This window comes from Mesorhizobium quangtriensis (genome assembly GCF_040081925.1).
Lineage (GTDB): Bacteria > Pseudomonadota > Alphaproteobacteria > Rhizobiales > Rhizobiaceae > Mesorhizobium_K > Mesorhizobium_K quangtriensis.
The window spans coordinates 797,271-822,884 of record NZ_JBEBMF010000001.1 but is presented as its reverse complement, the minus strand read 5'-3'; the positions used below and the strand labels follow the sequence as shown (position 1 = coordinate 822,884).

The following is a 25,614-nucleotide window of genomic DNA, read 5'->3' as shown; positions in this document are numbered from 1 at the left end:
GACGATTTCCGAAAGAATGTCATACCGCCGTCAGGAATTTCTGGCTCAACATCGAAGTTCCCGACAGGCCTAGAAACAGGAGACGTCGATGCTGCCGCCCTTATCCAGTTCACGCCTCAGCCCACTCGAACTCGTCCTCATTGCTTTCGAGGGCGACGCTTTCGAGGGTGACATACTGGGCGCTCTGGGAGAACTCGCCGACAGCGGTATGGTCCGCATCGTCGACCTGGCCTTCGTCAGCAAGCTCGCCGACGGAACGGTCACCGTGCTGGAGGCGCAGGAACTGAGCAAGGAGCTTGGCGAGGCGATCCACGCACTCGCCGGCGAACCCGTCGGCTTGCTCAGCGAGGGCGACCTCATGGAGATCGCGGACGACATCGATCCCGGCCAGACCGCTGCCTCGATCCTGGTCGAACACCTCTGGCTCGACCGTTTCGCCACCGCCCTGCGCAAGGCCAACGGCCAGTTGCTGCTGGCCGAGAGGATTCCGCACGATGTCGCGGTAGAGGCTCGCGCCGCGCTCATCGAAGCCGGCAAGGCTGTCCGCAGCTAGATCAAGGAGACTGACATGTTTGGATCGCGTCGCAATCGTCCGAGCCTCATCGGGCGAGCCGCCCACACCGCTGCCCGCACTGCCGTCATCGCCGGCACCGCCACTGCGGTATCCGGCGCCGTTGCCGGACGCCAGGCTGCCAAGGCAGCGCCAGCGGCACCGCCACCGGCAGGTGCCGCTCCGGCCGCCGCTGTTACCCCTGCAGCCGGCCTGGCTCCAGACGCCATCGAGCAGCTCAAGCAGCTTGCCGAGCTGAAACAGCAAGGCATCCTCACCGAGGAAGAGTTCGCGGCGCAGAAGGCCCGTATTCTGGGCTAAGGGCTGTCTTCTGAACCTCTGAACCGGTTTCGAAAGAAGACTGCCTACCGCGAGCGCGACACGCCTTGCTCCGATCGCGGTCGCGTTGAGTATGGCTGTTCTAAAGCACCGCGTAGGCGTGCAGCACCATATCGACCATCGGCAGGCGGACCATTGACCATTCCGGATAGCGCCGAGTGGAGACTTCCGCGCGGTCAAGCTCGATGACTTCGGCATGGCGCGGATCTGCGCGGATGTTGTCGAACAGACGGTCGATGTCCGCGCCGTCGCCTTCGATGACCTGGCAGACTCGAAGGCCCTCAAGGGCTATGACGCCGGTCACATCGTGACTGGCGTTGGCTGACGCGGCCGCCTCGATCATTTCAGCGATACGCTCTTCAGTCATGTCCGAATTGAGACGGGATACGTAGGCGAGGCGAAGCAGCATGCCCCCAGATATCAGTCTGCCCCGCATCGATCAACTTGGTCGACAATGGCTCCGCTTCGGCTCGAATTGCCTGGGCGCACCCGATGCCCCAGGCGTAAGGAAGCCCGCCACGGATTTCGTGGCAGGCTTTCTTTGATTTTCTGTAAGGCGGTCGGTTCAGACCAGCTTGGCGCGCAGTTTGGAATATTCCGCGGCGGTGATCGAGCCGGAAGCCTTGAGCTGGTCGAGCTTGGTGATTTCGTCAGCCACGCTGAAGCCGACAATCTCGCGCAGATCCTCACGCGCCTTCTTGGCGTCCGCCTCGCTCCTCTCGGCCATGTTCCCGGATTGGGTCAGGAGGTAAGCGAACACGCCAAGATAGGGCAGCACGACAAGCACGATCAGCCACAGAATCTTGCCGCCCGCTGAAATGTCCTTGCGGCGGAACAGATCGCTGAACACCGTGATCAGCAGCCAGAACCACATCACGAACAGGAAGATGACAAAGACATCCACCAGGAAGTTGGTGAAAGTAAAACCGCCCTCAAACAGCACTGTATTTCTCCATCAGTTGATTAATTCATTTCGTGTTGACAGGAGTGTCGCAGTCACTTCCTGCTTTCGTGGCCACCAGTCACTGCGTAGCCTTCGCATGTGTCCGTCATACGACGACCACACGGGATTCCAATGTCATGCTTCAAAAGACATATTAAGGAAATGTCGGCGAATTCGTCTGGGAATTTACGCCGTAAAAGTCCTGTCCGGGGCTAACTCAGCCCCGGAATCGTCCGATTAAGCGGTCAGATGATCTAGTTGCAACGGGCCGTGTAGAGCTGCCCGGTGTTCGGATTGCGGTATTCGCAATAGCCGTTGCGCAGGTTGCGGACCAGCAGGCCGCCGGCCGCACCGGCAGCCGCGCCGATAGCCGCGCTGCCTGCATCTCCGCCCGCTGCCAGGCCGACTGCGGTACCCACCGCCGCGCCCGTCACCACGTCGCGCTCGGTCGTGGTGCAGCCTGCAAGCGCGCCGACGAGCGAAAGAGCAATCAAGGTCTTCTTCATGGCCGTGTTTTTCCCGTTTTAACACAAGCGCGGCGCACATCCGGATGGGCCGCAACTCCGATGGACATAGCGACAAGGCAAGCTTTTCCAGAAGAAACTACTTGCCCGCAGCCACGCGGCCAATCGATAGGATGAAAGAGCGCCAGCCGCAATCCATGCGATCATTAAATCGTACGGCGGAGGCGCCGTAATTGTTGTCGCGCAAGAAAAAATATGAGTATTCTCGTTAGAGAAAGCCAACCGTCTGGCAGTCCCGTGCTTTGGCTGGGATCGCTGTCCGGGTTCAATTTTTAATGCCGAAAGTTCTATTCAAAGCTCGGCAGCATCGCTGACGTGCCGCGACGATGACGGCGCGCCCGGGCAAGCCGGGCGGAATTTCTCATCTGGACGCCAGGTCGAGCAACCCAAAGAACAAATGCAAGTGAGGGAGATGTAGTCATGAGCAATGCCGCCGATCTGGTCGATGGAGAAAAGGCTGTCGACCTCCTCATGCATCTTCTTGCCGTTGAAGGCGTAACCGGCAAGGAGGCGAAGATCGCCGAAGCGGTTCGCAAGGCGCTCGAGAAGGCTGGGGTCCCGGCAGCGAACATCCGCTTCGATGATGTCAACAAGCGGATTCCTGTTCCGACAGAAACCGGCAACCTCATCGCGACTCTGCCCGGCACAAGGCCGGGACCGGGCATTCTGTTCTCCTGCCATCTCGACACCGTGCCACTTTGCGCAGGCGCGGTCCCGAAGCGTGATGGCGACAAAATCGTCTCCGAAGGGAATACGGCCCTTGGCGGCGACAACCGTACCGGTTGCGCGGTACTGGTGACCGTTGCCGAAACCCTCATCAAGCACAAGCTGCCGCACCCGCCGCTCACCTTCCTCTTCACGGTGCGCGAGGAAAGCGGCCTTCACGGCGCGCGCGAGATGAACGCGAAGGATCTTGGCGACGTTGCAATGTGCATCAACATCGACGGCCAGAAGCCGGCCGACCTGATCATCGGTGCGGTCGGACAGGAGAACTGGGAGGTCGAGATCACCGGCAAGGCGTCTCATGCTGGCGTGGCGCCCGAGAAGGGCATCTCCGCCACCATGGTCGCGTCGATCGGCCTCGTCGAGGCGCGCAAGGCCGGCTGGTTCGGCAAGGTGGTCAAGGGCGACCACTTCGGCAGCAGCAATGTCGGGATCTTCGGTGGCAAGGACGGCGCGGTGGCCGCCGGCGACGCCACCAATGTCGTCACCGACTACGCCTGGCTCAAGGGTGAGGCCCGCAGCCCGGATGCCGCCTTCGCGGTCGAGATCGCCGAGGGCTATCGCGCCGCGTTCGAGAAGGCCGGCGCGGAGGTCAAGGACAGCGGCGGCGAGACAGCCGTCGTGAAGTTCACCCGCACCACCTCCTACCCGCCCTTCCGCCTGAAGGAAGACGAGGCCGTCGTAAAGCGCGCCGATCGCGCGCTCGGCATCCTCGGCATCACGCCAAACCACGTTTTCTCGAATGGCGGCCTCGATGCCAACTGGCTCGACAAGGCAGGCATTCCGACCGTCACCATCTCGGCGGGACAGGCGGAAATCCACACCGTCAAGGAATACGTGAACGTCCCGGAATATGTCATCGGCTGCAAAATCGCCGTGCTGGCGGCCACGCTGGACGACTGAAACCCGGCCAGCGACCATCTGAAACGTACAGCTCTTCATATTCGTGAAACTCGTGCTATGAATTTCCAGATAGCACGAGGATGTTTTGGTGCGCTTCACAGAGTCAGTATGGCGGCCTTCCGGGTCCGCGCTTTCGTTCGGACCTGACCTCGAAGGCAATCGCCTGTTCGATGTCGTTGTCATCGGGGGCGGAATCCTTGGCCTGTCGACCGCCTTGCATGCGGCGCGCTCCGGTCTCTCGGTACAGGTGCTCGAAGCCAGACTTATCGGCGAAGGCGCTTCCGGCCTCAATGGCGGTCAGGTCATACCCGGCCTCAAATACGATCCCGACTGGCTTCTGGAGCATTTCGGGCCAGAAGCCGGCAAGGCTTTGGTGCGGTTCGCGGCGTCCACGGCCGATAGCGTCTTCGACCTGATCGCCAACGAGCGCCTTGCCGTTCCCTTCACCCGCAATGGCTGGATTCAGGCAGCGCATACACAGACCGCCTTGAAGAACGCCGAAGCCCGCGACAGGCAGTGGCGTCTGCGCGGCGCAGACGTCCGGCTGCTCGACAGCGCAGGGATCGCCGCCCTGACCGGCACCAGTGGTTACCTCGGCGGCTGGCTTGACCGCCGCGCGGGCGTGATCGATCCCCTCTCCTTCACGACCGAACTTGCGCGCATCGCGGCGGCAGCACGCGTCGGCATCGCCGAACAGCAACAGGCGACAAAGCTCCGGCAGGAAGGCGGCGCGTGGCGAATTTCTACCAGCAGCGGCGTCGAGCTCAAGGCCACATCCGTCGTCGTCGCTACCAACGCCTACAGCGACGGTCTGGTCCCGGGCCTTGCCCGCACCATCGTCCCCCTGCATTCCTTTCAAATCGCGACCGCAGTCCTCCCGGCCGGTATTGCGAGCGCCATCCTGCCCGAGGGCCAGGCCGTCTCAGACTCCCGACGTATTCTCGTCTATTATCGCAAGACGCCGGACGGGCGTTTCATTCTCGGCGGGCGTGGGCGCATGTCGCTGCCGCGACACGAAGGCGATTGGGCGCATCTGCGACACGCCATGGTGCGCCTCTACCCGTTCCTCGCCGGCATTCCGATCGAAAAGCGCTGGTTCGGCCGCGTCGCGGTCACGCCCGATCACCTTCCGCACATCCATTCGCCGGAACCGGGGTTGATCGCCGTGGTCGGGTGCCAGGGGCGCGGCGTCGGGCTGATGACATCGCTCGGCAAACACCTCGCGGACCACCTGCTGACCGGCGATCCCGCTTCGCTGCCGTTCCCGCTGACGCCGATCCGGCCGATACCGTTCCATGCATTCCGGCAACTCGGCGTCGCCGCCGCGATCACCTGGTATCGCACGCTGGATGCGCTTGAGCGGTAATCCGCTTGACAGTTTCACAAATGTGAAGAAATCTGTCTGCATTTCAATTTTCTGACCGGGCGGGACCATGGACGCCGTCATCACTAGGACGGACTCATCGCGCACCGAAGCGGGCTTCCGTTTCGCGTTGCTGCTGCCCGGCGCGGTCGTCACGCTTTTCCTCGTCCTCTTCGCGCTCGGGCTGGTCGTCTTCCTCGCGTTCCGCATAAATGACGGTTCGCTGCTCGGCGCCGGCTTCACACTTGCCAATCTGCTCTCGGTGGCCACCGACCCGCTCAACTGTACGGTCACGCTGCGCTCGCTGACGATCGCGGCGCTCGTAACCGTGGCGACAGTCGCCACCGCCTACCCCGTCGCCTATTATCTCGCCTTTCATGCCGGCCAGCGCCGCGGCCTGATCCTGTTCCTCGTGACCCTGCCGTTCTGGACGAGTTATCTCCTGCGCGTCTTCGCCTGGAAGGTCGTGCTCGCCTACAACGGCGTCCTCAACTCGGCGCTGGTCGGCAGCGGCATCCTGTCGGAGCCGACGCTGGCGTTCCTCAACACGCCGGCGGCCGTGGTCGTCACGCTGGCGCATGCCTATGCGGCCTTCGCCATCCTGCCAATCTACGTGGCGCTGGAAACGATCCCCCGGTCTCAAATGGAAGCGGCAGCTGATCTCGGCGCGAAACCCTGGACCGTATTCAGGCGCGTCATTCTGCCCTGCTCCATGCCGGGCGTGCTGGCAGCCGCCCTCGTCGTCTTCGTGCCGACCGTCGGCGACTATGTCACCCCTGCCCTCGTCGGCGGACCGTCCAGCACCATGATCGGCTCGCTCATCCAGGCGCAGTTCGGCAAGGCGAACGACTGGCCGTTCGGCGCAGCGCTCGCAGTCGCCGTCATGCTGGTCATCCTCTGCGTCGTGCTCATCGCGCGCGGCGCCGACCGGCGCTTCGGGAGCCGCACATGAGCGGCGCGTCGGCATCATCCAACGCAGGCCGCTGGCTCGGTCTCTACGTGCTCGTCTACATCCTGTTCCTGTACTTGCCCGTGTCGCTGATCCCGATCTTTTCCTTCAACGACTCGATCCAGGCGGCCTTCCCGCTGCAGGGTTTCACCACCGCCTGGTACGGAACCCTGCTCGGCAATTCGGCGCTGTCAGGCGCGTTCGCCAACAGCCTGATGGTCGGCTTTGTCGCCGCCTCGGCGGCGACGCTCTGCGGCATCACCATCGCCTATGCCGACCTCTACGGCCGCTCCTCCCTTTCCACCGCGATCTCGAACCTCGCGCGCCTGCCGATCCTCATCCCCGGCGTCATCGTCGGCATCGCGCTCCTCATCCTGATCAATCTTATCGGCATCGGCCCGTCGCGCACAGCGATCGTGTTCGGCCACATCCTTGTCGCCCTGCCGACGACGGTGGTGATCATGCGCGGCCGCTTCAGCGCCATCCCGAAGAGCATCCCGGAAGCCGCGCTCGATCTCGGTGCGTCGGATTTCGCCACCTTCCGGCGGGTGATGTTGCCGCTCAGCCTGCCGGCCATCGGCTCGGCCTTCATGCTGGCGTTCCTGATTTCCTTCGACGAGTTCATCGTCGCCTTCTTTCTCGCCGGCACCGAGCCGACGCTGCCGCTCTACATCTGGGCGCAGTTGCGCTTCCCGAAGTCGCTGCCCACCGTCATGGCGCTCGGGACGGTCATCCTGGCCGGCTCCATCCTGATCGCGACGGCGGCCGAATTGCTGCGCCGGCGCGGCCTTGCCGCAGGCGCAAGACGCGCGATTCCCACAACCGCATGACAACAACAAACCGAAAGAGGAGAACGAGCATGACCCACACCTTCAACCGCAAAAGCCTGCCCATGCTGGCCGGAGCGACGCTGCTTCTGGCCACCGCCCTGCCGGCGCTGGCGCAGGAGAAGCTCCAGTACTTCACATGGTCCGGCTACGAACTGCCGGAGTTCAATCCGGGCTTCCTCGCCGCGCATCCCGATGGTGTGGAAGCCACGATGTTCGGCGACGACGACGACGCCTTCACCAAGGTCAAGGCCGGCTTCCGCCCCGATGTCGCACATCCCTGCTACGACAAGGTCGCGCGCTGGAACAAGGAAGGCCTGCTGCAGCCGATCGACACGTCGAGGATCAAGAACTGGGACTCCATCTTCCCGGTGTTCAAGGACCTGCCCGACATCCAGGCCGGCGACGGCAAGGTCTGGATGGTGCCGTGGGACTGGGGCAACACGTCGATCCTCTACCGCACCGACCTGATCGAGAACCCCGAGATGAGCTGGAACATGCTGTGGGACAAGCAGTATGCGGGCCGCCTCGCCACCATCGACGCGGTGCACGACACGCCGTTGGTCGCGGCAATCCTTGCGGGCGTCAATCCCTTCGACATGACGCCGGAGGAAATGGACAAGGTCGCCGAGAAGCTGCGCGAGCAGCGCCCGCTGCTGTCCGCCTATACGACCGACATGACATCGGTCGAGCAGTCGCTGGCCAGCGGTGCGCTGGTCGCCGCCATGACGTGGAATGCGTCGGCCACCTCGTTGAAAAAGCAGGGCGTCTCCGTCGAGTTCATGAAGCCGAAGGAAGGGATGCTGACCTGGTCCTGCGGCTTCGTCCTGCTCAAGGACGCCAAGAACGTCGACCTTGCCTACGACTTCATCAACAGCCGCCTCGAGGCCGCCGCCGGCAAATACCTGATCGAGGCCTATGGCTACGGCAGCTCGATGAAATCGGCCTTCGCAGAGGTGCCTAAGGCGACGCTCGATGAACTTCAGTTGCCGGACGATCCGGAGGTGATGCTGAAGACGACCATCTTCACCGGCCCGATGAAACAGAACGACGACCTCGCCAAGATGTTCGAGCGCGTCAAGGCCGGCGGCTGATCGCCAAACCTGTGCAGCCTCCCGGCACATGGCGTCGGGAGGCTGAGAACTGCTACTGCAAACCCGCTCCGGATACCCAATGACGACTGAAGACGTGGCCAACGTCCGTGACGCCCTCGCCGCAGATGGCGCGAAGGACACCCATCATGCCGACCTGCTTGTCGGGCGGCGGGTGCGGGCGCTCAGGCTGGAAAGAGGCCTTTCGCTTGCAGAGCTCGCCGCGCGGGCGGGCATTTCGATCGGCGCGCTCAGCCAGATCGAGCGCGGCATGTCCTCGCTGCGTGTGCGCGTCATCTGGCCGTTGGCGGCCGCACTCGAGGTCGAGCCTTCCGCGCTGGTTGCGGAGAACGACGAGGCCAGCGATCTCTTCTGCGTGCGGGCAAGCGCGCGCAAGTCCGTGCCTGTCCATTCGGAGGGGATCGCCAAGCAGCTTCTCTCGCCGCCCGGCGCCGCACTCACCGGCCTCATGGTCGTCGTCGAACCCGGAGGCGGCACGGCGGAGGCCTATTCGCATGCAGGTCACGAATTCGGCTGCGTGCTGTCGGGCGTCGTCGAACTGACGATCGACACCGCGCGCTACACACTGAAGGCCGGCGACAGCTTCGCCTTCAAGAGCACGCTGCCGCACGAGTTCCGCAACGATGGAGCCGAGCGCTGCACGATCCTGTGGGTCAACACCACCCGGCCGTCGGAGGCGCGCGATGGCGCCTGAACCGCTCCTGAAACTCCAGAACCTCAGCAAGCGCTTTCCGGGCGGCGTGGTCGGGCTCGATGCCGTCGACATGGACATCTTCCCCGGCGAGTTCGTCAGCCTGCTCGGCCCCTCCGGTTGCGGCAAGACGACCAGCCTGCGCGTCATCGCGGGCTTCGAGGCCCCGACCGAAGGACGCGTCATGCTGGACGGCCGCGACATCACGGCGCTGCGCCCCCACGACCGCCCGGTCAACACCGTCTTCCAGGACTACGCGCTATTCCCGCACATGGATGTCGCCGAAAACGTCGGCTTCGGGCTGTCGCTCCGCAAGATCGACGCCGCCGCGCGCTCAAAACGCGTTCGCGACGCGCTCGACCTTGTCGGGCTGGCGGAAAAAATCAGCGCCAGAGTTTCCGAACTGTCCGGCGGCCAGCGGCAGCGCGTCGCGCTGGCGCGGGCGATCGTCTGCGAGCCGCGCATTCTGCTGCTGGACGAGCCGCTTTCGGCGCTCGACGCCCATCTACGCGAACAGATGCAGGTCGAACTGAAAAGCCTGCAGGCGCGCCTCGGGACCACCTTCGTCATGGTCACCCACGACCAGACCGAGGCGCTGTCGATCTCCGACCGCATCGTCGTCATGCACAAGGGCCGCATCGAACAGGTCGCCTCGCCGCCCGAGCTTTACGACCGTCCCGCGACCCGCTTCGTCGCCGGCTTCATCGGCACCATGAACATCCTGCAGGCGCGCCTGCAAGGCGATCCTCCGACCATGGTCGCAGAGGGCCTTCCAGTGGCGATCCCTGGCAGCGAAATGCCCCCGGGTTCCATCACCGTCGGAATCCGTCCTGAGGACCTGGAGGTCGAACCGCAGGCGGGCTCGGACACGGCCCCGGCCACAATATCCAGCGTCGTCTTCCACGGTCGCCTGCTGCGCCTGCATGCTCTGCTCGGAAGCGCCGAAATCGTCATCGACGTCCCGCGTCGCGGCGATGGGGTCTCTTTCATGCCCGGCGACATCGCAAACATCCGCCTGCGCCCTGGCGCCGTCGGCACCGTCCTAGCCTGAGCTCCGGTTGAGGATAAAAGGTGGCTTCGTCATCCCGGGACGGGCAGCGGACCCGGAATGACGGAGGGGATGAGCCACAGCGCTAGGCGTGGATAGTTTTTCGCAACTGGAAACGCAGCGAACTGAAATCGCTCGCTTTTCGATTTTTCCTTCGCAACTGGATTCACGTGGTCCAGACCTCTCGCATACTTCGTCGCATCCTCACGGGAACCTGGTGCGCACCGAGGCAACCCCACCCGGCCGGACTGCATCCGGCCGACCTCCGCTCAAGGGGGAGGTTGAGTCCGGCCACGCCCCCCCTCTCCACCGCTTCGTAGGGGCGAGGAACCTTACCCCAGTCCCGCCGATATCTCCGCGCATATTTCGACGAGCGCCGCCCTGATCTGCTCGTAGTCCTCCGTGCGCTCGCGATGCTGGATGCATGGGACCACCACGCTCGCGATCGCGCGCCCCGACTTGTCGAGAATGGGGGCGCAGATATCGATCACGCCGACGAGGAAATGGCTCGGCGCAACCACGGAACCCGCCTTCGCAATCGCATCTATCTCCTCGTCCAGTCGGGCAAAGGACGACTTGCCGCCTAGCAGCGCCAGACTTTCCTCGATCATCGCCTTGCGCTTCTCTTCAGGCTGGAACGCGATAATGGTCTGGCCCGATATCGCCTCCGTCGCGGCGTTGCCGTAACCCGGCTGCAGGAAGAAGTTGAATGCGGTCCAGGGCGGCGCGACGTTGGCGATCACCACGGTCTGTCCGCGCGACACCACCACGAGATGCGTGGCGTGACCGATGGCATTGGCGAAACGCTCCATCGCCGGCAGCGCCACCTCGACCAAAGTCCTCGACCTTGGCGTGCGCATGCCGAGTTCGAACAGGCGGTTGCTGAGCGACAGACGGTCGGTCGCAGGGTCGCGGTGAAGGTAGCCGCGCTCCACCAGCACATAGACCATGCGGAAGATCTCGTTCTTCGAACGCCCAAGCTGTTCAGCAATCTGCCTGGCCGTCATCGGCTCCGGCGATACAGCCAGCGCTTCAAGGATATCCAGCCCCTTTTCCAGCGCTGGGGCGGAATAGGCGGCGCGATCTTCGTTGGTCATCGTCACATCGTTAGTTTCATCAGCGGTACTTGACTTCATATGCGAAACCACCCTTAATCGCAATCAGTGCTGAAGGATATCAGCACAGGGGAACAAGGCACCTCTTTGGACGCGTGCCGATTTGTGGAGAACGATCGTGGACGACAGACTGAAGACCTTTCTCGACGCAAAGCTCAATGCCGATGTCAGCCGCCGACGCTTCCTGCAGGGCGCCGCCGGCCTCTCAGCCCTGACGGTCCTCGGCGCGGGAACGCATGCCTTCGCCGCCGACGGCAAGCTGGGCGGTGAACTGAACTTCCTCGGCTGGGACGGCGAGCATGGCGGCAATGTCGCCAAGCCGTTCCTGGAGGCCAACAACATCAAGATGAACGCCTCCTTCCAGTCCGCTGCCGACGAGGCCCTTACACGGCTGAACACCGGCGGCCGCGGCTCGATGGATATCCTGACGCCAAACAAGGATTTCCAGGCAGCCATCCTGAACGCGGGAACGGAGCTTTTCCAGCCGCTCGACCTCAGCCGCATTCCAACTGCTGGCGGCCTCTTCCCGGCGTTCAAGGATGCGCCATGGCTGGTACGTGACGGCAAGACCTATGGCATTCCGATCATCTGGGGTGACGAGCCTTGCGTCTACAATCCCAAGAAGTGGGACGCCATGCCGCCGAAATACACCGATTTCGCCGATCCCAAATTCAAGGGCGAACTTGTGTTGCTCGACGATCCGTTCGGCAACATCTGGCTCTGGGCGACGTCGCTCGAAATGCCCGAGCCGAGCCGGCTCACGGCCGCCCAGCTTCAGCAGGTGCTGGACGCGATGCTGAAGGTCAAGCCGAACGTCGTCACCGTGGGAGCGTCGCATGGCGACATGGCCGACGTGCTCGTGCGAGGCGATGCTTCCATCGGGGTCGGCGGCTGGGCCTATCAGGTCATGATCGCCAAGGACAAGGGCGTCGATCTCGTCGTCGGCTCGCCGTCCGTCGACGGCACGTTCTACTGGTCGGATTCCTACGCGATCGCCGTGGACGCGCCCAACCTCGACAACGCCTACGGCTTCATCGACTTCATGACCAAGCCGGAATCGAACGCGGCGCTTGCTGCCGAACTCGCGTCCGGCTGCACAGTCGAGGCGGCCTACGACCTCATGCCGGAGAACATCCGCTCGATGTTCCCGTACGAGAACGTCCGCCAGCCCGGCGGCGGAATTCTCGGCACGCAGACCGTCGTTCCCCCACAGGAGCCGGATGGCGACGTCGTCGGCGCGCCGGCGTGGGTCGAGGCATGGCAGACCTTCAAGGCCTCCTGACCCCAGCCTTCGCGGCAGGTAGATTAAATCTGCCTGCCGCTTATCATCAGTCGTAATTCATGGGCCTGACGGTGCAATGTCGAGCGCGTCTACAGCATTGTCTGCTTCCAGCCGGCGCGGCCTGTACGCGATGCTTCCCGTGGGCATCTTCTATGTGGTGTTCTTCGCCATTCCCATGCTGTGCCTGCTCGTCCTCAGCTTCTGGCGCGCGAAGGGGTTCGAGCTGATCCCCGATTTCACGCTCGAGAACTACCACAAGATCTTCACATCGCCGCTCTATCGCGCGCTCATGCTGCGCACCATCGGTGTGGCCTTCACGACGGCCCTGATCGTCGTGCCGATCGCCTTCGCAATTTCCTATGTCATGCGTTTCGTCTTCGAGCGCCGCGGCCAGCTGATCCTGCAGATCATCCTGCTATCGCTTTTCAGCGGCTATCTCGTACGCATCTACGCCTGGCGCACCATTCTGGGAAAACAGGGATTGCTGAATTCGACACTGCAATGGCTCGGTATCATCGAAGAGCCGCTCGAGTTCCTGATCTACAGCAACATCGCCGTGGTGATCACGCTGAGCGGCCTTCTGCTGCCGCTTGCGGTCCTGCCGCTCTACTCGGCGATGCTCAACGTATCGCGCGATTACATTGAGGCCGCGCGCGACCTTGGGGCCGGCAAGCTGCACACATTGCGCACGGTGCTGGTGCCCATGGTGATCCCCGGCCTCCGCACAGCCTTCGCCTTTGCCTTCCTGCTTTCGGCAGGTGACTTCGTGACGCCGGCGCTGGTCGGTGGTTCGCAGAGCATGCTCATCGGGAACATCGTCGCCGACCAGTTCCGCGGCATCGGTTCGAACTGGCCGTTGGGTGCGGGCATGGCTTTCGTCGTCGTTGCCGTCATGCTCCTCGCCTATCTCGCGGTGATGCGCCTCATCCGGTTGATCACGCGATGGTAGCCTTGCGCAAAATCCTGCCGGCGGCCTTCGTCTCCCTCGTGGTCGCCTATCTTTACGCGCCGATCGCCGTCATCGTGATTTTCTCGTTCACGACCTCGCCGCGGCTGAGCATGCCCATTGAGGGGCTGACGCTGGCCTGGTATGCGAACGCCTTCGCCAACCCGCTGATCTCGACCGCGCTGCGCAACAGCCTGATCCTCGCTATCATCTCCGCCGTGCTTTCTGGCGCGATGGGCGCGGCCTTCGCCTTCTGGCTCGTCACCCTGAAGCGAGCACGGGTGCAGGCGACACTGCTGACCGCAAGCCTCATGCCGGCCATCGTCCCGCTGCTTGTCATCGGCATCGCGCTTGCGGTCTTCTTCCGAGGCGTCGGCATGCAGCAGGGCCTGCTCAACGCTGCGATCGGCCATGTGCTGGTCAGTCTGCCCTTCGTGGTTCTCACCATGAACGCGCGGCTGGAGACGTTCGACTTCAGCGTTCTGGAAGCCGCACGCGACCTTGGAGCCACCCCATCGCGTGCCTTCAGGGACATCACCCTCCCGCTGATCCGCCCGTCCGTGATCGGCGCGGCGATGCTGGCGGCGGCGCTGTCGCTCGACGAGTTCGTGGTCACCTGGTTCAACGTGGGTAACCAGCAGACGGTGCCCGTGCTGGTCTGGGGCCTGATGCGTCGCGGAATCGATCCCTCGATCAACGCCATCGCGACGGTGTTGCTTTCGGTTCTCGTCTGCCTCGTCATCGCCTCCAACATCATCAATCGGAAGAAGGTCAAGTGACGGCAGCAGTTGAAATCATCGGGGTGCGCAAGCTGTTCGGCGCAACGACCGCGCTGGAGCGCGTTGACTTCGAGGTCGGCGCAGGCGAGTTCGTCTCGCTGCTGGGAGCAAGCGGCTGCGGCAAGTCCACCCTGCTGCGCATCATCGCAGGCTTCGAAAGCCCGAGTGAAGGACGCGTGCGCATCCACGGCGAGGACGTGACCAACCTGCCGCCGGAGAGAAGACCCACCAATCTCGTCTTCCAGCGCGGCGCACTGTTCCCGCACATGACCGTCCGCGAGAATGTTGGCTACGGGCTGAAGGTCAAGGGCTGGGAACGGACGCGCATCAACGACCGGGTTGACGAGATGCTGGCGCTCGTCCGGCTGGAAGGGTTCGGCGACCGCGAACCGGACCAGTTGAGCGGCGGCCAGGCGCAGCGCGTGGCGCTGGCTCGCGCGCTCGCCAGCGAACCACAGGTTCTGCTGCTCGACGAGCCGCTCTCGGCGCTCGACCTCAAGCTTCGCCAGCAGATGCAGCTAGAATTGCGCGCCATCCAGAAGCGGCTCGGCGCCACCTTCGTCTTCGTCACTCACGACCAGACGGAAGCGCTGGTCATGTCCGATCGCATCGCGATCATGAACAATGGCCGCATCGTCCAGCATGGCACGCCACGCGACATCTATCGAAGGCCGAAGTCGGTTTTCGTGTCGAATTTCATCGGCGCCACCAACCTGCTGCGCGGAACAGTCGCCAGCGTGGAAAATGGCCGCACATTCCTGCAGACCGGCAGCGGAACTCATGCAATTCCCGCAACCGGATCGCCGTTGCGGGTGGGTCAGCTCATGGTGCTGTCCGTTCGTCCCGAAGCCGTTCGGCTGCAAGGCGAAGGAGCCCGAGTCAGCGGCCTCGTCACCGAGATCATCTATCAGGGAAACAATGTCCGGGTCGGCACGCGGCTGGATCCGGACACGATCTTCTGGGCGGAAGGACGCGACGACGAGTTCGACGGCATCGCCGTCGGCGACACGGTCGCGCTCGGCTGGGCCGAGGACGCTGCCACCATTCTGGAGGACGACGGCACATGAACGCAAAACTTCAAGCCAGCCTTCTTATCCTCAACGGCTACGTCATCACCATGGATGATAATGGCACGATCTTCGAAAACGGCGCGGTGGCCGTCGGGGAAAACGGCCGCATCCTGGCAGTGGGTGACGATGCAGAGATCGCATCAGCCTACAACGCTGCAAGGACCATCGACGCGTTAGGCGCTCCGGTTCATCCGGGTTTTGTCGAATGCCACCTGCATGCGTCCTACCATCTGTTCCGCAGCGTGCTTCCGGACCAGCTCGTGGAGAGCGAGTCCTTCGATACGTTCGAAGGGCATTTCTACAACACGGTGAACGACGAGGAGGAGTATTTCTCCGTGCTGCTCGCCTGCATGGAAATGGTGCGCAACGGCAGCACGTGTTTCATGGAAGCCGGAACCATCCTGACGCCCGCCATGGCCGCCAAGGCCGCGAAGGAAGTCGGCGTGCGGGCAATCCTCGGCGACCCCTTTATCTGGGACCAGCCGCAGGGTTTCGCGCAGGGCAAGACCGACGACAAGCAGGACAGTTGCTCGACCTGTGCCGCGCAGGCAAAGCTGCATACGGTTCTGGAGCGCGCGCCCAAGACGCGGGCCGAAGCGCTTGCGGTCCTTGGAAACGAACTCAGGCGAAATTCTGATCCTGATGCACTGGTGACGGGCCATGTCGCAGTGCTCGGGCTCGGGACGGCAAGCGAGGAACTGATGATGGAGGCGAAGGCGTGCGCCGATGCCGCCTCGGTTACGCTCAACATCCATCAATCCTATAGCCCGGCGGACACCGAGGCCGACCGCAACCGTTTCGGCAAGGATCCGCTGGTACACCTGCATGAAACCGGCTTCCTGTCGCGCAATGTCACCTTCGGCCACGCCAACCATTTGACGGACGCCGAGTGCGACGCCTTGCTGGACAGGGGAGCGTCCATAGCCTGGGCGCCGGCCGCGTCGATGATGTGGGGACACGGCAGTTCGCTGCATGGCCGACATGCCGAGCTGTGGCGGCGCGGGGCCAGCATCGCACTCGGCTCGGATTCGCCGAACTGGTCGAACGACTTCGACCTCTGGCGTCAGGCGAACCTCGCCGTCATGGCGGCGCGTGATGTCCACATGGATCGGACCTACATGATCGCCGAGGACGGCCTCTACATGGCGACACGCGGCGGCGCGCGCGCTGTCGGTCTCGAAAAACAGGTCGGCTCGCTGGAAGTCGGCAAGCGGGCTGATATCGTCATCCACACCCTCGACCGTCCTGAAATGGTGCCGAGCACCAACATGATCCGCAACCTGTTCTATGCGTCGCGATCCAAGTCCGTGCATACGGTCATCATCGACGGGCGGGTGATTCTCGAAGACGGACGTTTCACCCAGTTGGACGAGCGTGCGATATACGCCGAGGTGCGCAAGGCGTCGCGCTCGCTTCTCTCGCGGATGGGACACACTGTCGAAGCGAACGCAGTGCCGCGGATGCGGCGGCCGGGCTGAGGAACCGACATGGCACAACCCGTTTCCTTCCACCTTGACGAACGCATGTTCGGCGAAAGCGAGCGGCCGCTTGCCGCCAGTGGCGCGCTCGGCATATCGGCGTTCCGCTATCGCTCGGGCGTTGCCGCGCTGCGCATCCAGAACGGCGTCGGATCGGCGATCCTTCTACCCTTTCAGGGACAACAGGTCTGGGATGCGGAATTCCTCGGGCGCCGGCTGACCATGCGCTCCATGTTCGATGAGCCGCTGCCCACGCGAGACTACCTTGCCACCTATGGTGCTTTCTTCATCCACTGCGGCGGCACCTCGATGGGTAACCCCGGGCCGGACGACACGCACCCACTGCACGGGGAACTGCCCAACCTTCCCTATCAGGAGGCTGCCCTTGTCCTTGGAGAAGACAGCACCGGAGCCTATGTCGAGTTGACAGGATCGGGCGGGGACCGGCGGGCCTTCGGCCATGATTTTGAGGCTCGACCGCGCTTGCGCATTTACGAGGGCGCGACGTTTTTCGATACTACGATCGAGGTCGAGAACCGCTCGCTGAAGCCGATGCCGTTCCTTTACCTCGCCCACATCAATTTCCGACCGATCGATGGCGGCGTCCTGATCGATACCGTTCGCGATGACGCCAGGGATGCGATCGTTCGCGTGCCGAATCTTGCAGAGGACGCGACGCCGTCCGTCCGCGACTATCACGATGCGGTCGCGAAGAGCCCTTCACACCACCGGGTGCTGGAAGCCGGGCAGGCGATCGAACCCGAAATCGTCCTGACCATGAAGGCTGCGGCGGACAATGACGGCTGGACACATGCGCTGCAGCGCCTACCGGATGGCGGCGGGGACTTCGTGAGCTATCGCCCCGCGGATCTTCCCTATGCAGTGCGCTGGATCACGCGGAGCGGTGATCAGGATGCGCTTGGCCTTGTCCTGCCGGCAACGGCCGCGCCGGATGGGCTCGCTGCGGCAACGAGGAACGGGCAACTGGTATGGATAGAGCCCGGCCACGCGTTCCGAACCGACTTCCGATTCGGCGCCGTCGACGCGCGTGCGTGCCGGAGCCTGCAGTCCACTATCGAAGCAATTCGCGGCTCTTGAAGCCGCCACCCACAAGAAGAACGGATGCCATGCTAGACACTCCGCAGAACTACACGGGAAACGCCTTCACCAATATCGACTTCGAGAAGCAGGGGCGACAGCTCGGCTTCGTCAGTTTCCCGCATTCGCCGCATGACGATGCATGGGGCGTGACGCAGGTTCCGATCGCGGTTGTCGCGAACGGCACCGGCCCGACGGTGGTCCTCGAAGGCGGCAATCACGGCGACGAGTACGAGGGGCCAATCGTCATCGGCGAACTCGCCCGTGAGCTCGACCCCGGCGCCATACAGGGGCGGCTCATCCTTATGCCGGCCAACAACGTTCATGCGGTGCGCGCCGCGAAGCGGACCTCGCCTGTCGATGGCTTGAACTTCAACCGCGTCTGGCCCGGCGACGGGATGGGTACGATCACACAGCAGATCGCCGCCTATGTCTCGCAATGCATTTTTCCGATGGCGGATGCTTTCCTCGACCTGCATTCCGGTGGCTCGTCGCTGGACATTCTTCCGAGCGCCATCATCGAACCCACCACGGACCCCGACCTGCACCGCCGCAACGTCGCGGCCGTTCAGGCTTTCGATGCGCCCTATTCGGTCGTGGTCGCCAATCTCGGAGACCAGCGCACCGCAACAGCGACCGCCTGCCGCGCAGGCCTCGTCACGATCGGAACGGAGATGCGCGGGGGCGGGACTGTCTCACTGGATGCGCTCGACGTGTGCCGCAAGGGCGTTCGCAACGTGCTCGCCCATCTTGGCGTCATGGAGGGAGGCAGCGCGCAACGGAACGACCGGCCAGTGCTCGAACTCGCAGGCCCTTCGGCCTATGTCTATGCGCCGGTGGACGGGATATTCGAGCCGTTCCATGCGAATGGCGAGGCTGTATCGGCGGGTCAGCCGGCCGGTCGCATCCATCAGACGTGGGACATCACCGCGGAGCCCGTGACGCTGCACTACGGCATCGACGGCATCGTCTATGGAAAGAGGCATCCGGGGCGCGTGGCACCCGGCAATTGCTGCGTCGTCGTCGCCTCTCCATATGGGCAGCGCGCATGATAACGATCGAAGACATCGAGATCGCACGAGAGCGGATTTCGCCCTACATCCGCCGCACGCCGATTATGGAGGCTTTGCACGCGCGCGACCCGCTGCCCGTATCGGCCAGTGTCGTCATGAAGCTCGAACTCGAACAGGTCACGGGTTCGTTCAAGGCGCGCGGCGCGATGAACCGGCTGCTCGGCACGCCGGCCGACCAGATAAAGGCCGGCATCGTGACGGCATCGGGTGGCAACCATGGGCTCGCGGTCGCGCGTACGGCGAAGGTCGCAGGCGTTCCGGCGGTCGTCTTCGTTCCCGAGACCGTTTCCCCGGCCAAGGTCGAGAAGATGCGCGCCTGGGGTGCCGACGTGCGCATCGTCGGCGCGGAATGGTCCGGGTCGAACGAAGCTGCGCATGACTACGCGCGCTCCAGCGGCGCGTCCTATTTCCATCCTTTCGCCGATCCGCTGGTGGTTGCCGGACAGGGCACGCTCGGCCTGGAGATACTCGACCAGACTTGGGACTTCGATACGATCGTCGTCGCCATCGGCGGCGGCGGGCTGGTGGCCGGCCTCTCCACCGCCATCAAGGCGCGGCGTCCCGATGTGCGCGTGGTCGCGGTCGAGCCGATCGGTTCGCCGACCATAAAGGCAAGCCTGGACGCCGGCCATGTCGTGTCACTGCCGGAGGTGACGAGCCGCGTGGCGACGATGTCCTGCCGGCGCACCGACGAGCGCATCTTCGAAATCGCGCGGCAGAACATCGAGCACGTAGTGCTGGTCTCGGACGAGGCAATGCTCGAGGCCTCGCAATGGCTGTGGTTCGAGTTCGGGATCGCCGCCGATCTCTCGGGCGCGGCTTCCATAGCGGCGCTGCGCAGCGGTGATCCGATCTTTGAAGGCAGCAGGCGGATCTGCGCGATCGTCTGCGGCGCTGGTGCGGAGGGCGCTGCGCCGTGAAGATATTGGTGGCGGGTGGAGGCCTGTTCGGCAGGGAGCATCTGAAAACGCTCACGGCAATCGGCGGCCTTGAGCTTGCCGTCGCCGAACCTCGCGAAGACACGCGCGAGAAGCTGCACGCCGACTTCGCACTCGCCGACACCGATGCCGACGCCTTCGCGCTGGTCGATCGCTTCCGGCCCGACGGCATCGTGATCGCGACGCCGGCGGACGTCCATGCGCCGCTGGGGCTGGCTGCCCTGGAAAAGCCGATACCAGTGCTGGTCGAGAAGCCTGTCGCTCCGGATGCCAAGACGATGCGGGGGCTTTGCGACGCCGTAAAGGCCAGCCGCGCGTTTCTGCTGCCCGGCCATATCCTGCGCTTCTCGGCGGAACACAGGCAGTTGCGAGAGGTACTGGCCAGTGGAAGGATCGGCAAACTTCTCCAGTTCACCTCGCGCCGCTATCGCGATGCCAGCCACGCGGACCGCTATCGCGACATTGATCCGGTGCTGATGACGATGATCCATGACATCGATCTCGCGCTGTGGTTCAGCGGTGAGCCGGCGCGCCCGATAAGCGTCGCGCGACGTCCTGCCGGAACGCCGCGTTCGCTGACCGCTGCCTGCCTCGAAACGACATCGGGAGTTGGTTGGCGCCTGTCGACGGCATGGCTTCATCCCGGCATGGACTGCTCGCCCGATATCGTGGAGATTGTCGGCTCGGATGGAAGCGCGGAACTTACCGCTGGAAGCCATATCGAGATCTTCGGCAGAGACCACGAACGCATCCCCGTCGACACGAAGGACGACCCGCTGCGGACGGAACTGGAGTGTTTTCTGGATTGCATTCGTTCAGGCGTCCTCAAGCCGCCGGTGACGCCGGAAGATGCGCTAGACGGGCTAGTCGTTGCGGAGGCGATTGTCGGCTCGCTGCGATCATGATCGTCGATTCCCACCTGCATTTGTTCCGCGACGGATATGGCCACTTTGCCGCACAGCCGTCACCGCTTGGCGATCAATCGGATATCGGGGCCTACGAACGCCTGCGCGAGCAGCACGGCATCGGGGCGGCACTGGTCGTCTGCTACGAAGCCGAGGGCATTGATCCTTCCAACAACGCCTATGTGCGCGTCCTCGCCGACAGCCGTCCGTGGATTCACAGCGTAGCCTATCTATCCCCGTCGCCTGCACTCGGCGCGGAAGGCGTTGAAGGACTGCTTGGGGCCGGACATAGCGGGATCGCGCTCTATCTTCCCGATGAGGCATCCGCACAGGCGTTGTACGGCTGGCCATCGGAAAGCTGGCGTGTGTTGTCGGACGCGAACGCCATCGTTTCCTTGAACGCCCGCCCGGAGGCAACGCGTCATCTAGGGCAGCTTGTTCGCCAAGCCGACACCTGCCAGTTTCTGTTTTCGCACCTCGGACTGCCCGGTCGGCATGATACGTTGCCCTCCAGCAAACAGGCCGCGGAACGGCTGTCGCCGCTCCTGAATCTGGCAACATGCCAGAATGTCGCGGTCAAGATTTCCGGCCTTTATGCCGTTGACCCTGTCGCGCCGCATGTCACGGCGCAGCCGTTCATCGAGCTTCTGCTTGAGCATTTTGAATTCTCTAACCTGCATTGGGGGTCCGACTTCAGTCCTGCCCTCGATTATCTCAGCTTTACCGAGACGATTGATCTGGAATTTCTGTCAGCCCTTCCGGCTCCCGCGCGCGACCTGATCATGGGAGAAAGCCTGGCGTCGAAGCTCGGGATTGTCAGGCTGTAAACTCCCATTCGCTGGCTGCGACGAGGAAAAGCTGATCGGCGGGCTGCCGGCAGAAATCGTTCAAGATCGCAAGTTCAGGAAGCGAGTCGGGTGCGTTCCAGATCGACGCCGTGGAACGTCTTCAAAAGCTCGCTCGCAAGTTGGATTTCCTTCTGCCGCCGCGAGCCATCCCAGTTCAAGGTCTGCGCAGCTTGGACGGCCAGCACGTCGACAAGCCGTGCCGTCAGCCTTCCCGTGACGGCGAGGGTCGTCCGGCGAAACATAAGGTCGGCAAGCCGTCCAACCTGCTCATTACGAAGGATGTAGTCGATTTCGCCTGAGCTGTAGTCGGGAGCGTCGGGAAGTTCCCGGTCGCCGCCATATCCGGCGATATGGGCGGCTATGGCCGCGGCCCTGGTTCCATAGCGGAACAAGAGGTCTTCAATCCGTTTCGGGGAGAAACCGGTCGTGCGCGCGAGATTCGCGACATAGGCCTGGCGCGCAGCATCGCTTTTCGGATAGTCGCGACCTCCGCCTATCGCGAGTTCACGCGTGGAGACGACCCGCTTGATCGACAGGCGCTCCAGCAGGGTCTCCGCGACCTCCTCCGCATAGCCCCGAAAGGTCGTCCATTTTCCCCCTACCAGCGAATAGATCGGGTAGGGTCGGGTTTCGGTCGACTCCAGAACCGGCGTCACATGATCGCGCGTGATGAGGCCAGGGTCCTTTGCATCCGAGGCAGGCAGCGGACGAATGCCACTATAGGCGTAGACGATCTGCTCACGGGAAAACCGGAGCTTGGGCAAAAGCTTGCGCAGGCTTTCGAGCAGATATTCTACCTCCTGCGACTCGCAGCGAACCTCATCGGGATTGCTGGCCTTGATGTCGGTCGAGCCGGCGAGCACTCGACCGAGATATCCGAATGCGAGACAGATGCGACCGTCGTCCGCCTCGAAATAGATCATCCGACCGTCAAGTTCCTTCAAAAGCTCCGGATGGTCGAGAAGAATATGTGAGCCCTTGGTTCCACCGATCATCCGCGAGGTTTCGCCTAGCGTCGCATTCACCGCGTCGATCCATGGTCCGGCGGCGTTGACCACCAGTTTCGGCCGAACCCGCATCGTCGCATCGGTTATCTGGCTGCGAACGATCAGCGCGCCATTGTCCGACCGCTCGGCGTGGGCATGGTTCAGGGACACCGATCGTGGACTGTTGGAAAGACCGTCGAGGATCAGTTCCAGAACGAGGCGTTCCGGGTGAGTGATCGTGGCGTCGTAGTAGGTTCCGGTCGCAACGATATCAGGTGTCAGCGCGGGCAGGTCCTTCAACGAGGCGCTGCGGCTGCCCATGGCATGTCGCGGCATAACGCGATGACGGGAGCCGTAGAAGTCATAGAGCATGAGGCCAATCTTGATCAAGAATGCGCCACGGCTGCGCGGCGCGCTTTTCGATCCGAAAAGCGTTCTCAACGCCGCACCGACGCCCTTCGTCCACGAAAAGATCGGGATGAGCGTCGGCAGGGGTTGTACATAATGGGGAGCATTCGCGAGCAGCAGATTGCGCTCCAAAGTCGATTGCGCGACCAGGCGGAATTCACCCGTCTCGAGATATTTCAAACCTCCGTGGATCAGACGCGACGGCGCAGCGCTCGTTCCCGAAGCGAAGTCATTCTTGTCGATGATGAGGCAGTCGAGGCCCTGGCTGGCGAGGTCCCGAAACAGGCCTGCCCCGTTCACCCCTGCGCCGATGATGAGGACGTCGATCTCCCCCCGATCCTCCATGGCCGAGGCCCGCTTGCCCATACCACCGGGAAAGTCAGCCGCATTTGCGCCGACTGCGGTCATGTGTTCTTGCCCATTCTCACGATTTCGAGATTCACTCCCGCCTTCCTGAGATGCGCGAGATGCCGTTCCTCGACCTGATCGGTTACAAGGACCACGTCGAAGGATGTGAGGTCGCCGAGTGCATTCAGGGCGACCTTGCCGAACTTGGACGAGTCGGCAAGGAGCACCTTCCGGCTGGAAGAGGCCATCATCGCCTGCTTCACCTTGGTAACCTGCGCGTCCTGAATAAAGGCCGTGATGCCATCGATGGCGGAAGCCGAACAGAACAGGACATTGGCGCGAAGGCTTGCAATCGCCTTTTCGCAGACGATGCCGATATAGGCATTGTATGTCCGGTGATATTTGCCGCCGAGGCTGATCAATTCGATCTCGTCGAGGTCGATCAGCTTTTCTGCGGAAACATAGCTGTTGGTGATGATGGTAAGCGGGCGCTCTTCGGGCAGGAGTTCCGCAAGCGTGCAGACCGTGGAAGAATCGTCCAGCATCACCGCCTGCCCCGGTTCGACGTAAGCCATGGCGGCGCGTGCCAGTGCTTCCTTTTCCGCCTTGTTGACGGTTTCGCGATACCGGAACGCACTCTCATAGAGGCCGGAAGGCTGAACGGTGACCATGCCATGCAGCTTGCGCAGTACACCCTGATGCGCGAGTTGATCTATGTGCCGGTGGATGGTCATGCGCGATACGCCGAAGTGCTCAACCAGATCGTCGATCCGGGCCTGCCCGGCCTGCATGATGTAGTCCGCGATTTTCTCGCGACGGTCCTCAGCCCCCACCTATGCCCCCTCCCTCGACCGCTTCGCCAGTCGCTCGATCGCCTGCCACTGTGGAATCATCGAAGTGGCAATCTGTCTGTAGAGGTCATAGCGGTCGGCAAGCGCCTTGCCACCGTCCTTGTCGGGCACGTGTGATCGAAGAACCCTGGTCGTGAGTTGCGCCCCCTCAACCGGAGTTCCGAAGACACCGATGGCGGCGCCGGCTGTCAATGCGGTCCCCCAGGCGGCTGCCTCGTCGGCCGACGACACATCGACGGGCAGCCCGGTTGCGTCCGCAAACATCTGGGCCAGCACCGGGTTCCGCGACACTCCGCCCGTTATCCGCAGGCGTTCGATCGCGACGGCGGAGCGGAGATCGTCGATGTGAAGCTTGTGATTGAACACGATCCCCTCAAGCACCGCCTTCAGGAGGTCGCCTCGCCCATGCCATCCATGAACGCCAAAGAATCCCGCGCTCGCCTGACTGCCGAACGGCGAACCAAACAGGAAAGGATGGAAGATTATGTCCGAAGGCTGCTCCATCGCGGCATCGATTTCGGGTCGCATGAGGGCGTGGATATCAGTCCCCTCCCGAACTGCTCGTTCTTTCAGATCGCGGCAAAAATTGTCGAGAAACCAATCATAATTGGCGGTAGAGGCGGGCGAAATGGCCATCGAATTCCACCATCCCTTGCGGATTCCGTTTCGGCAAAACCAACGGGGGTCGGGAAGCGGCTTCTCCGTCACAACCTCGTTGATCGAGTAAGTGCCTGCAACGACAGCGAGCGCTCCGGGGACGTGGCCGCCTATTCCCAGAGCTGAAGCCGTCACATCATGCAGGCCTGCCGCAACCGGGGTGCCCTCGGCAAGGCCGGTTGCCTCCACCGCGGCCCTCGTGACGACACCGACGATCTCGTCCGGCCTTGCGACAGGGATCAGCGCAGGGCGCAACTCAGCCAGTCCGAAGATCTCCAGCGCAGCATCGTCGTACTCTTGGGTCCGGACGTTCGTAAAGCTGGTGCTTGCTTCCGTGAGGTCGGTGCCGATCTCTCCGGTGAGACGATAGCGTAGCCAGTCCTTGCACGACAGGATATGGCCGATGTTGCGATATCGCTCAGGATCGTGCCGTTTGATGTAGGTTAGCACCGCCGACGGCGCAGACGCATGAGCCGGTTGGCCGGTCAGTTCGATGGCCTTGCCAGAAATTCCTTCGGCGTCCCATTCCTCGACTATGTAGGCTGCACGGCTATCCAGCGACAGGATTCCCGCGCCCAGCGGATCGCCGCGACGATCAAGAAGATAGAGGCCGTCACCATGCGCCGTGGCTGCCACGCCCTTGATTTCGGCCGACGAACGTCCACTTGCCGATATTGCCTCGCGGATGGCTTCCGCAGTCGCTTCCCACAGCGCGCCCATGTCGCGTTCGACATGCCGTGGACGAGGAAATGATTGCGGGACCCGACGCCGGGCAACCGCGACAGGCGTTCCGTCCTCCTCGAACACCACCGCCTTCGTGACGGTGAGACCGCTGTCGATGCCAAGCAGCAAGGCCATCA

The 25,614-nt window shown here is 63.0% G+C and carries 26 protein-coding genes; 19 read left to right on the top strand and 7 right to left on the bottom strand.

Annotated features, from left to right (window positions below; translation table 11 throughout):
* Positions 1-88: 88 nt before the first annotated feature.
* Both ABMA32_RS04175 and ABMA32_RS04170 read left to right on the top strand, forming a co-directional pair.
* Complete coding sequence (locus ABMA32_RS04175; RefSeq protein ID WP_349012461.1) at positions 89-553, top strand: DUF6325 family protein; 465 nt, start codon at positions 89-91, stop codon at positions 551-553.
* A gap of 15 nt (positions 554-568) precedes the next feature.
* Positions 569-871 (top strand): SHOCT domain-containing protein, encoded by a 303-nt coding sequence (locus ABMA32_RS04170; RefSeq protein WP_349012460.1) that lies wholly within the window; start codon positions 569-571, stop codon positions 869-871.
* Between the two features lie 100 nt (positions 872-971).
* Here the strand turns inward: ABMA32_RS04170 and ABMA32_RS04165 are convergent, their stop codons facing one another.
* The 3 genes from ABMA32_RS04165 to ABMA32_RS04155 form a co-directional block, all read right to left on the bottom strand.
* Entirely contained in the window at positions 972-1,298 is a 327-nt protein-coding gene (locus ABMA32_RS04165; protein WP_349012459.1) for a BLUF domain-containing protein, read from the bottom strand.
* A 156-nt stretch (positions 1,299-1,454) separates the two neighbouring features.
* A complete protein-coding gene (locus ABMA32_RS04160) occupies positions 1,455-1,832 on the bottom strand; it encodes an SHOCT domain-containing protein (RefSeq protein ID WP_349012458.1) in 378 nt (125 codons plus the stop codon).
* A 254-nt stretch (positions 1,833-2,086) separates the two neighbouring features.
* Positions 2,087-2,338: a hypothetical protein gene (locus ABMA32_RS04155; RefSeq protein ID WP_349012457.1), complete on the bottom strand. Its 252-nt coding sequence runs from the start codon at positions 2,336-2,338 to the stop codon at positions 2,087-2,089.
* A gap of 438 nt (positions 2,339-2,776) precedes the next feature.
* On the opposite strand from ABMA32_RS04155, the gene ABMA32_RS04150 reads away from it, so the two are divergent.
* From ABMA32_RS04150 to ABMA32_RS04120, 7 genes are all read left to right on the top strand, one after another.
* Positions 2,777-3,982: a M20/M25/M40 family metallo-hydrolase gene (locus ABMA32_RS04150; protein ID WP_349012456.1), complete on the top strand. Its 1,206-nt coding sequence runs from the start codon at positions 2,777-2,779 to the stop codon at positions 3,980-3,982.
* Between the two features lie 88 nt (positions 3,983-4,070).
* Positions 4,071-5,348 carry an NAD(P)/FAD-dependent oxidoreductase gene (locus ABMA32_RS04145; protein ID WP_349012455.1) on the top strand — a complete coding sequence of 426 codons (1,278 nt, stop codon included), beginning with the start codon at positions 4,071-4,073 and terminating at the stop codon, positions 5,346-5,348.
* Between the two features lie 67 nt (positions 5,349-5,415).
* A complete protein-coding gene (locus ABMA32_RS04140; RefSeq protein WP_349012454.1) occupies positions 5,416-6,297 on the top strand; it encodes an ABC transporter permease in 882 nt (293 codons plus the stop codon).
* Complete coding sequence (locus tag ABMA32_RS04135; RefSeq protein ID WP_349012453.1) at positions 6,294-7,124, top strand: ABC transporter permease; 831 nt, start codon at positions 6,294-6,296, stop codon at positions 7,122-7,124. The genes ABMA32_RS04140 and ABMA32_RS04135 overlap by 4 nt, the downstream gene beginning before the upstream one ends.
* Before the next feature lie 62 nt (positions 7,125-7,186).
* Positions 7,187-8,215, top strand: a complete 1,029-nt coding sequence (locus ABMA32_RS04130) for an ABC transporter substrate-binding protein (protein ID WP_425475494.1) — start codon at positions 7,187-7,189, stop codon at positions 8,213-8,215.
* Between the two features lie 79 nt (positions 8,216-8,294).
* Positions 8,295-8,927 carry a cupin domain-containing protein gene (locus ABMA32_RS04125; protein WP_349012451.1) on the top strand — a complete coding sequence of 211 codons (633 nt, stop codon included), beginning with the start codon at positions 8,295-8,297 and terminating at the stop codon, positions 8,925-8,927.
* Entirely contained in the window at positions 8,917-9,975 is a 1,059-nt protein-coding gene (locus tag ABMA32_RS04120) for an ABC transporter ATP-binding protein (RefSeq protein WP_349012450.1), read from the top strand. The genes ABMA32_RS04125 and ABMA32_RS04120 overlap by 11 nt, the downstream gene beginning before the upstream one ends.
* A 329-nt stretch (positions 9,976-10,304) precedes the next feature.
* On the opposite strand, the gene ABMA32_RS04115 is transcribed toward ABMA32_RS04120, so the two are convergent.
* Positions 10,305-11,069, bottom strand: a complete 765-nt coding sequence (locus ABMA32_RS04115) for an IclR family transcriptional regulator (protein WP_349012449.1) — start codon at positions 11,067-11,069, stop codon at positions 10,305-10,307.
* A 136-nt stretch (positions 11,070-11,205) separates the two neighbouring features.
* Between ABMA32_RS04115 and ABMA32_RS04110 the strand changes: the two genes are divergently transcribed.
* The 10 genes from ABMA32_RS04110 (at position 11,206) to ABMA32_RS04065 (ending at position 21,483) form a co-directional block, all read left to right on the top strand.
* The gene (locus ABMA32_RS04110; protein ID WP_349012448.1) at positions 11,206-12,369 is read left to right on the top strand and encodes an ABC transporter substrate-binding protein; all 1,164 of its coding nucleotides are present in this window, start codon (positions 11,206-11,208) and stop codon (positions 12,367-12,369) included.
* 139 nt (positions 12,370-12,508) lie between these two features.
* Positions 12,509-13,318 (top strand): ABC transporter permease, encoded by an 810-nt coding sequence (locus ABMA32_RS04105; RefSeq protein ID WP_349012447.1) that lies wholly within the window; start codon positions 12,509-12,511, stop codon positions 13,316-13,318.
* Complete coding sequence (locus ABMA32_RS04100) at positions 13,312-14,094, top strand: ABC transporter permease (protein WP_349012446.1); 783 nt, start codon at positions 13,312-13,314, stop codon at positions 14,092-14,094. Before ABMA32_RS04105 ends, ABMA32_RS04100 begins: the two co-directional genes overlap by 7 nt.
* Positions 14,091-15,161 (top strand): ABC transporter ATP-binding protein, encoded by a 1,071-nt coding sequence (locus ABMA32_RS04095; RefSeq protein ID WP_349012445.1) that lies wholly within the window; start codon positions 14,091-14,093, stop codon positions 15,159-15,161. Before ABMA32_RS04100 ends, ABMA32_RS04095 begins: the two co-directional genes overlap by 4 nt.
* Positions 15,158-16,642, top strand: a complete 1,485-nt coding sequence (locus tag ABMA32_RS04090) for an amidohydrolase family protein (protein WP_349012444.1) — start codon at positions 15,158-15,160, stop codon at positions 16,640-16,642. Before ABMA32_RS04095 ends, ABMA32_RS04090 begins: the two co-directional genes overlap by 4 nt.
* Positions 16,643-16,651: 9 nt before the next feature.
* A complete protein-coding gene (locus tag ABMA32_RS04085; RefSeq protein ID WP_349012443.1) occupies positions 16,652-17,740 on the top strand; it encodes a DUF4432 family protein in 1,089 nt (362 codons plus the stop codon).
* 29 nt (positions 17,741-17,769) lie between these two features.
* Positions 17,770-18,792, top strand: coding sequence for a succinylglutamate desuccinylase/aspartoacylase family protein (locus ABMA32_RS04080; protein ID WP_349012442.1), 1,023 nt, complete (start codon positions 17,770-17,772; stop codon positions 18,790-18,792).
* Positions 18,789-19,733: a threonine ammonia-lyase gene (locus ABMA32_RS04075; RefSeq protein ID WP_349012441.1), complete on the top strand. Its 945-nt coding sequence runs from the start codon at positions 18,789-18,791 to the stop codon at positions 19,731-19,733. Before ABMA32_RS04080 ends, ABMA32_RS04075 begins: the two co-directional genes overlap by 4 nt.
* Complete coding sequence (locus ABMA32_RS04070; protein ID WP_349012440.1) at positions 19,730-20,656, top strand: Gfo/Idh/MocA family protein; 927 nt, start codon at positions 19,730-19,732, stop codon at positions 20,654-20,656. Before ABMA32_RS04075 ends, ABMA32_RS04070 begins: the two co-directional genes overlap by 4 nt.
* Positions 20,653-21,483 (top strand): amidohydrolase family protein, encoded by an 831-nt coding sequence (locus ABMA32_RS04065; protein ID WP_349012439.1) that lies wholly within the window; start codon positions 20,653-20,655, stop codon positions 21,481-21,483. Before ABMA32_RS04070 ends, ABMA32_RS04065 begins: the two co-directional genes overlap by 4 nt.
* A gap of 74 nt (positions 21,484-21,557) precedes the next feature.
* Here ABMA32_RS04065 and ABMA32_RS04060 read toward each other — a convergent pair whose 3' ends face one another.
* From ABMA32_RS04060 to ABMA32_RS04050, 3 genes are read right to left on the bottom strand one after another with little or no spacing between them, the layout of a single operon-like run.
* Positions 21,558-23,264 (bottom strand): glycerol-3-phosphate dehydrogenase/oxidase, encoded by a 1,707-nt coding sequence (locus ABMA32_RS04060; RefSeq protein WP_349013320.1) that lies wholly within the window; start codon positions 23,262-23,264, stop codon positions 21,558-21,560.
* A 38-nt stretch (positions 23,265-23,302) separates the two neighbouring features.
* A complete protein-coding gene (locus ABMA32_RS04055) occupies positions 23,303-24,079 on the bottom strand; it encodes a DeoR/GlpR family DNA-binding transcription regulator (RefSeq protein WP_349012438.1) in 777 nt (258 codons plus the stop codon).
* Positions 24,080-25,612 (bottom strand): FGGY-family carbohydrate kinase, encoded by a 1,533-nt coding sequence (locus ABMA32_RS04050; RefSeq protein WP_349012437.1) that lies wholly within the window; start codon positions 25,610-25,612, stop codon positions 24,080-24,082.
* Positions 25,613-25,614 lie beyond the last annotated feature (2 nt).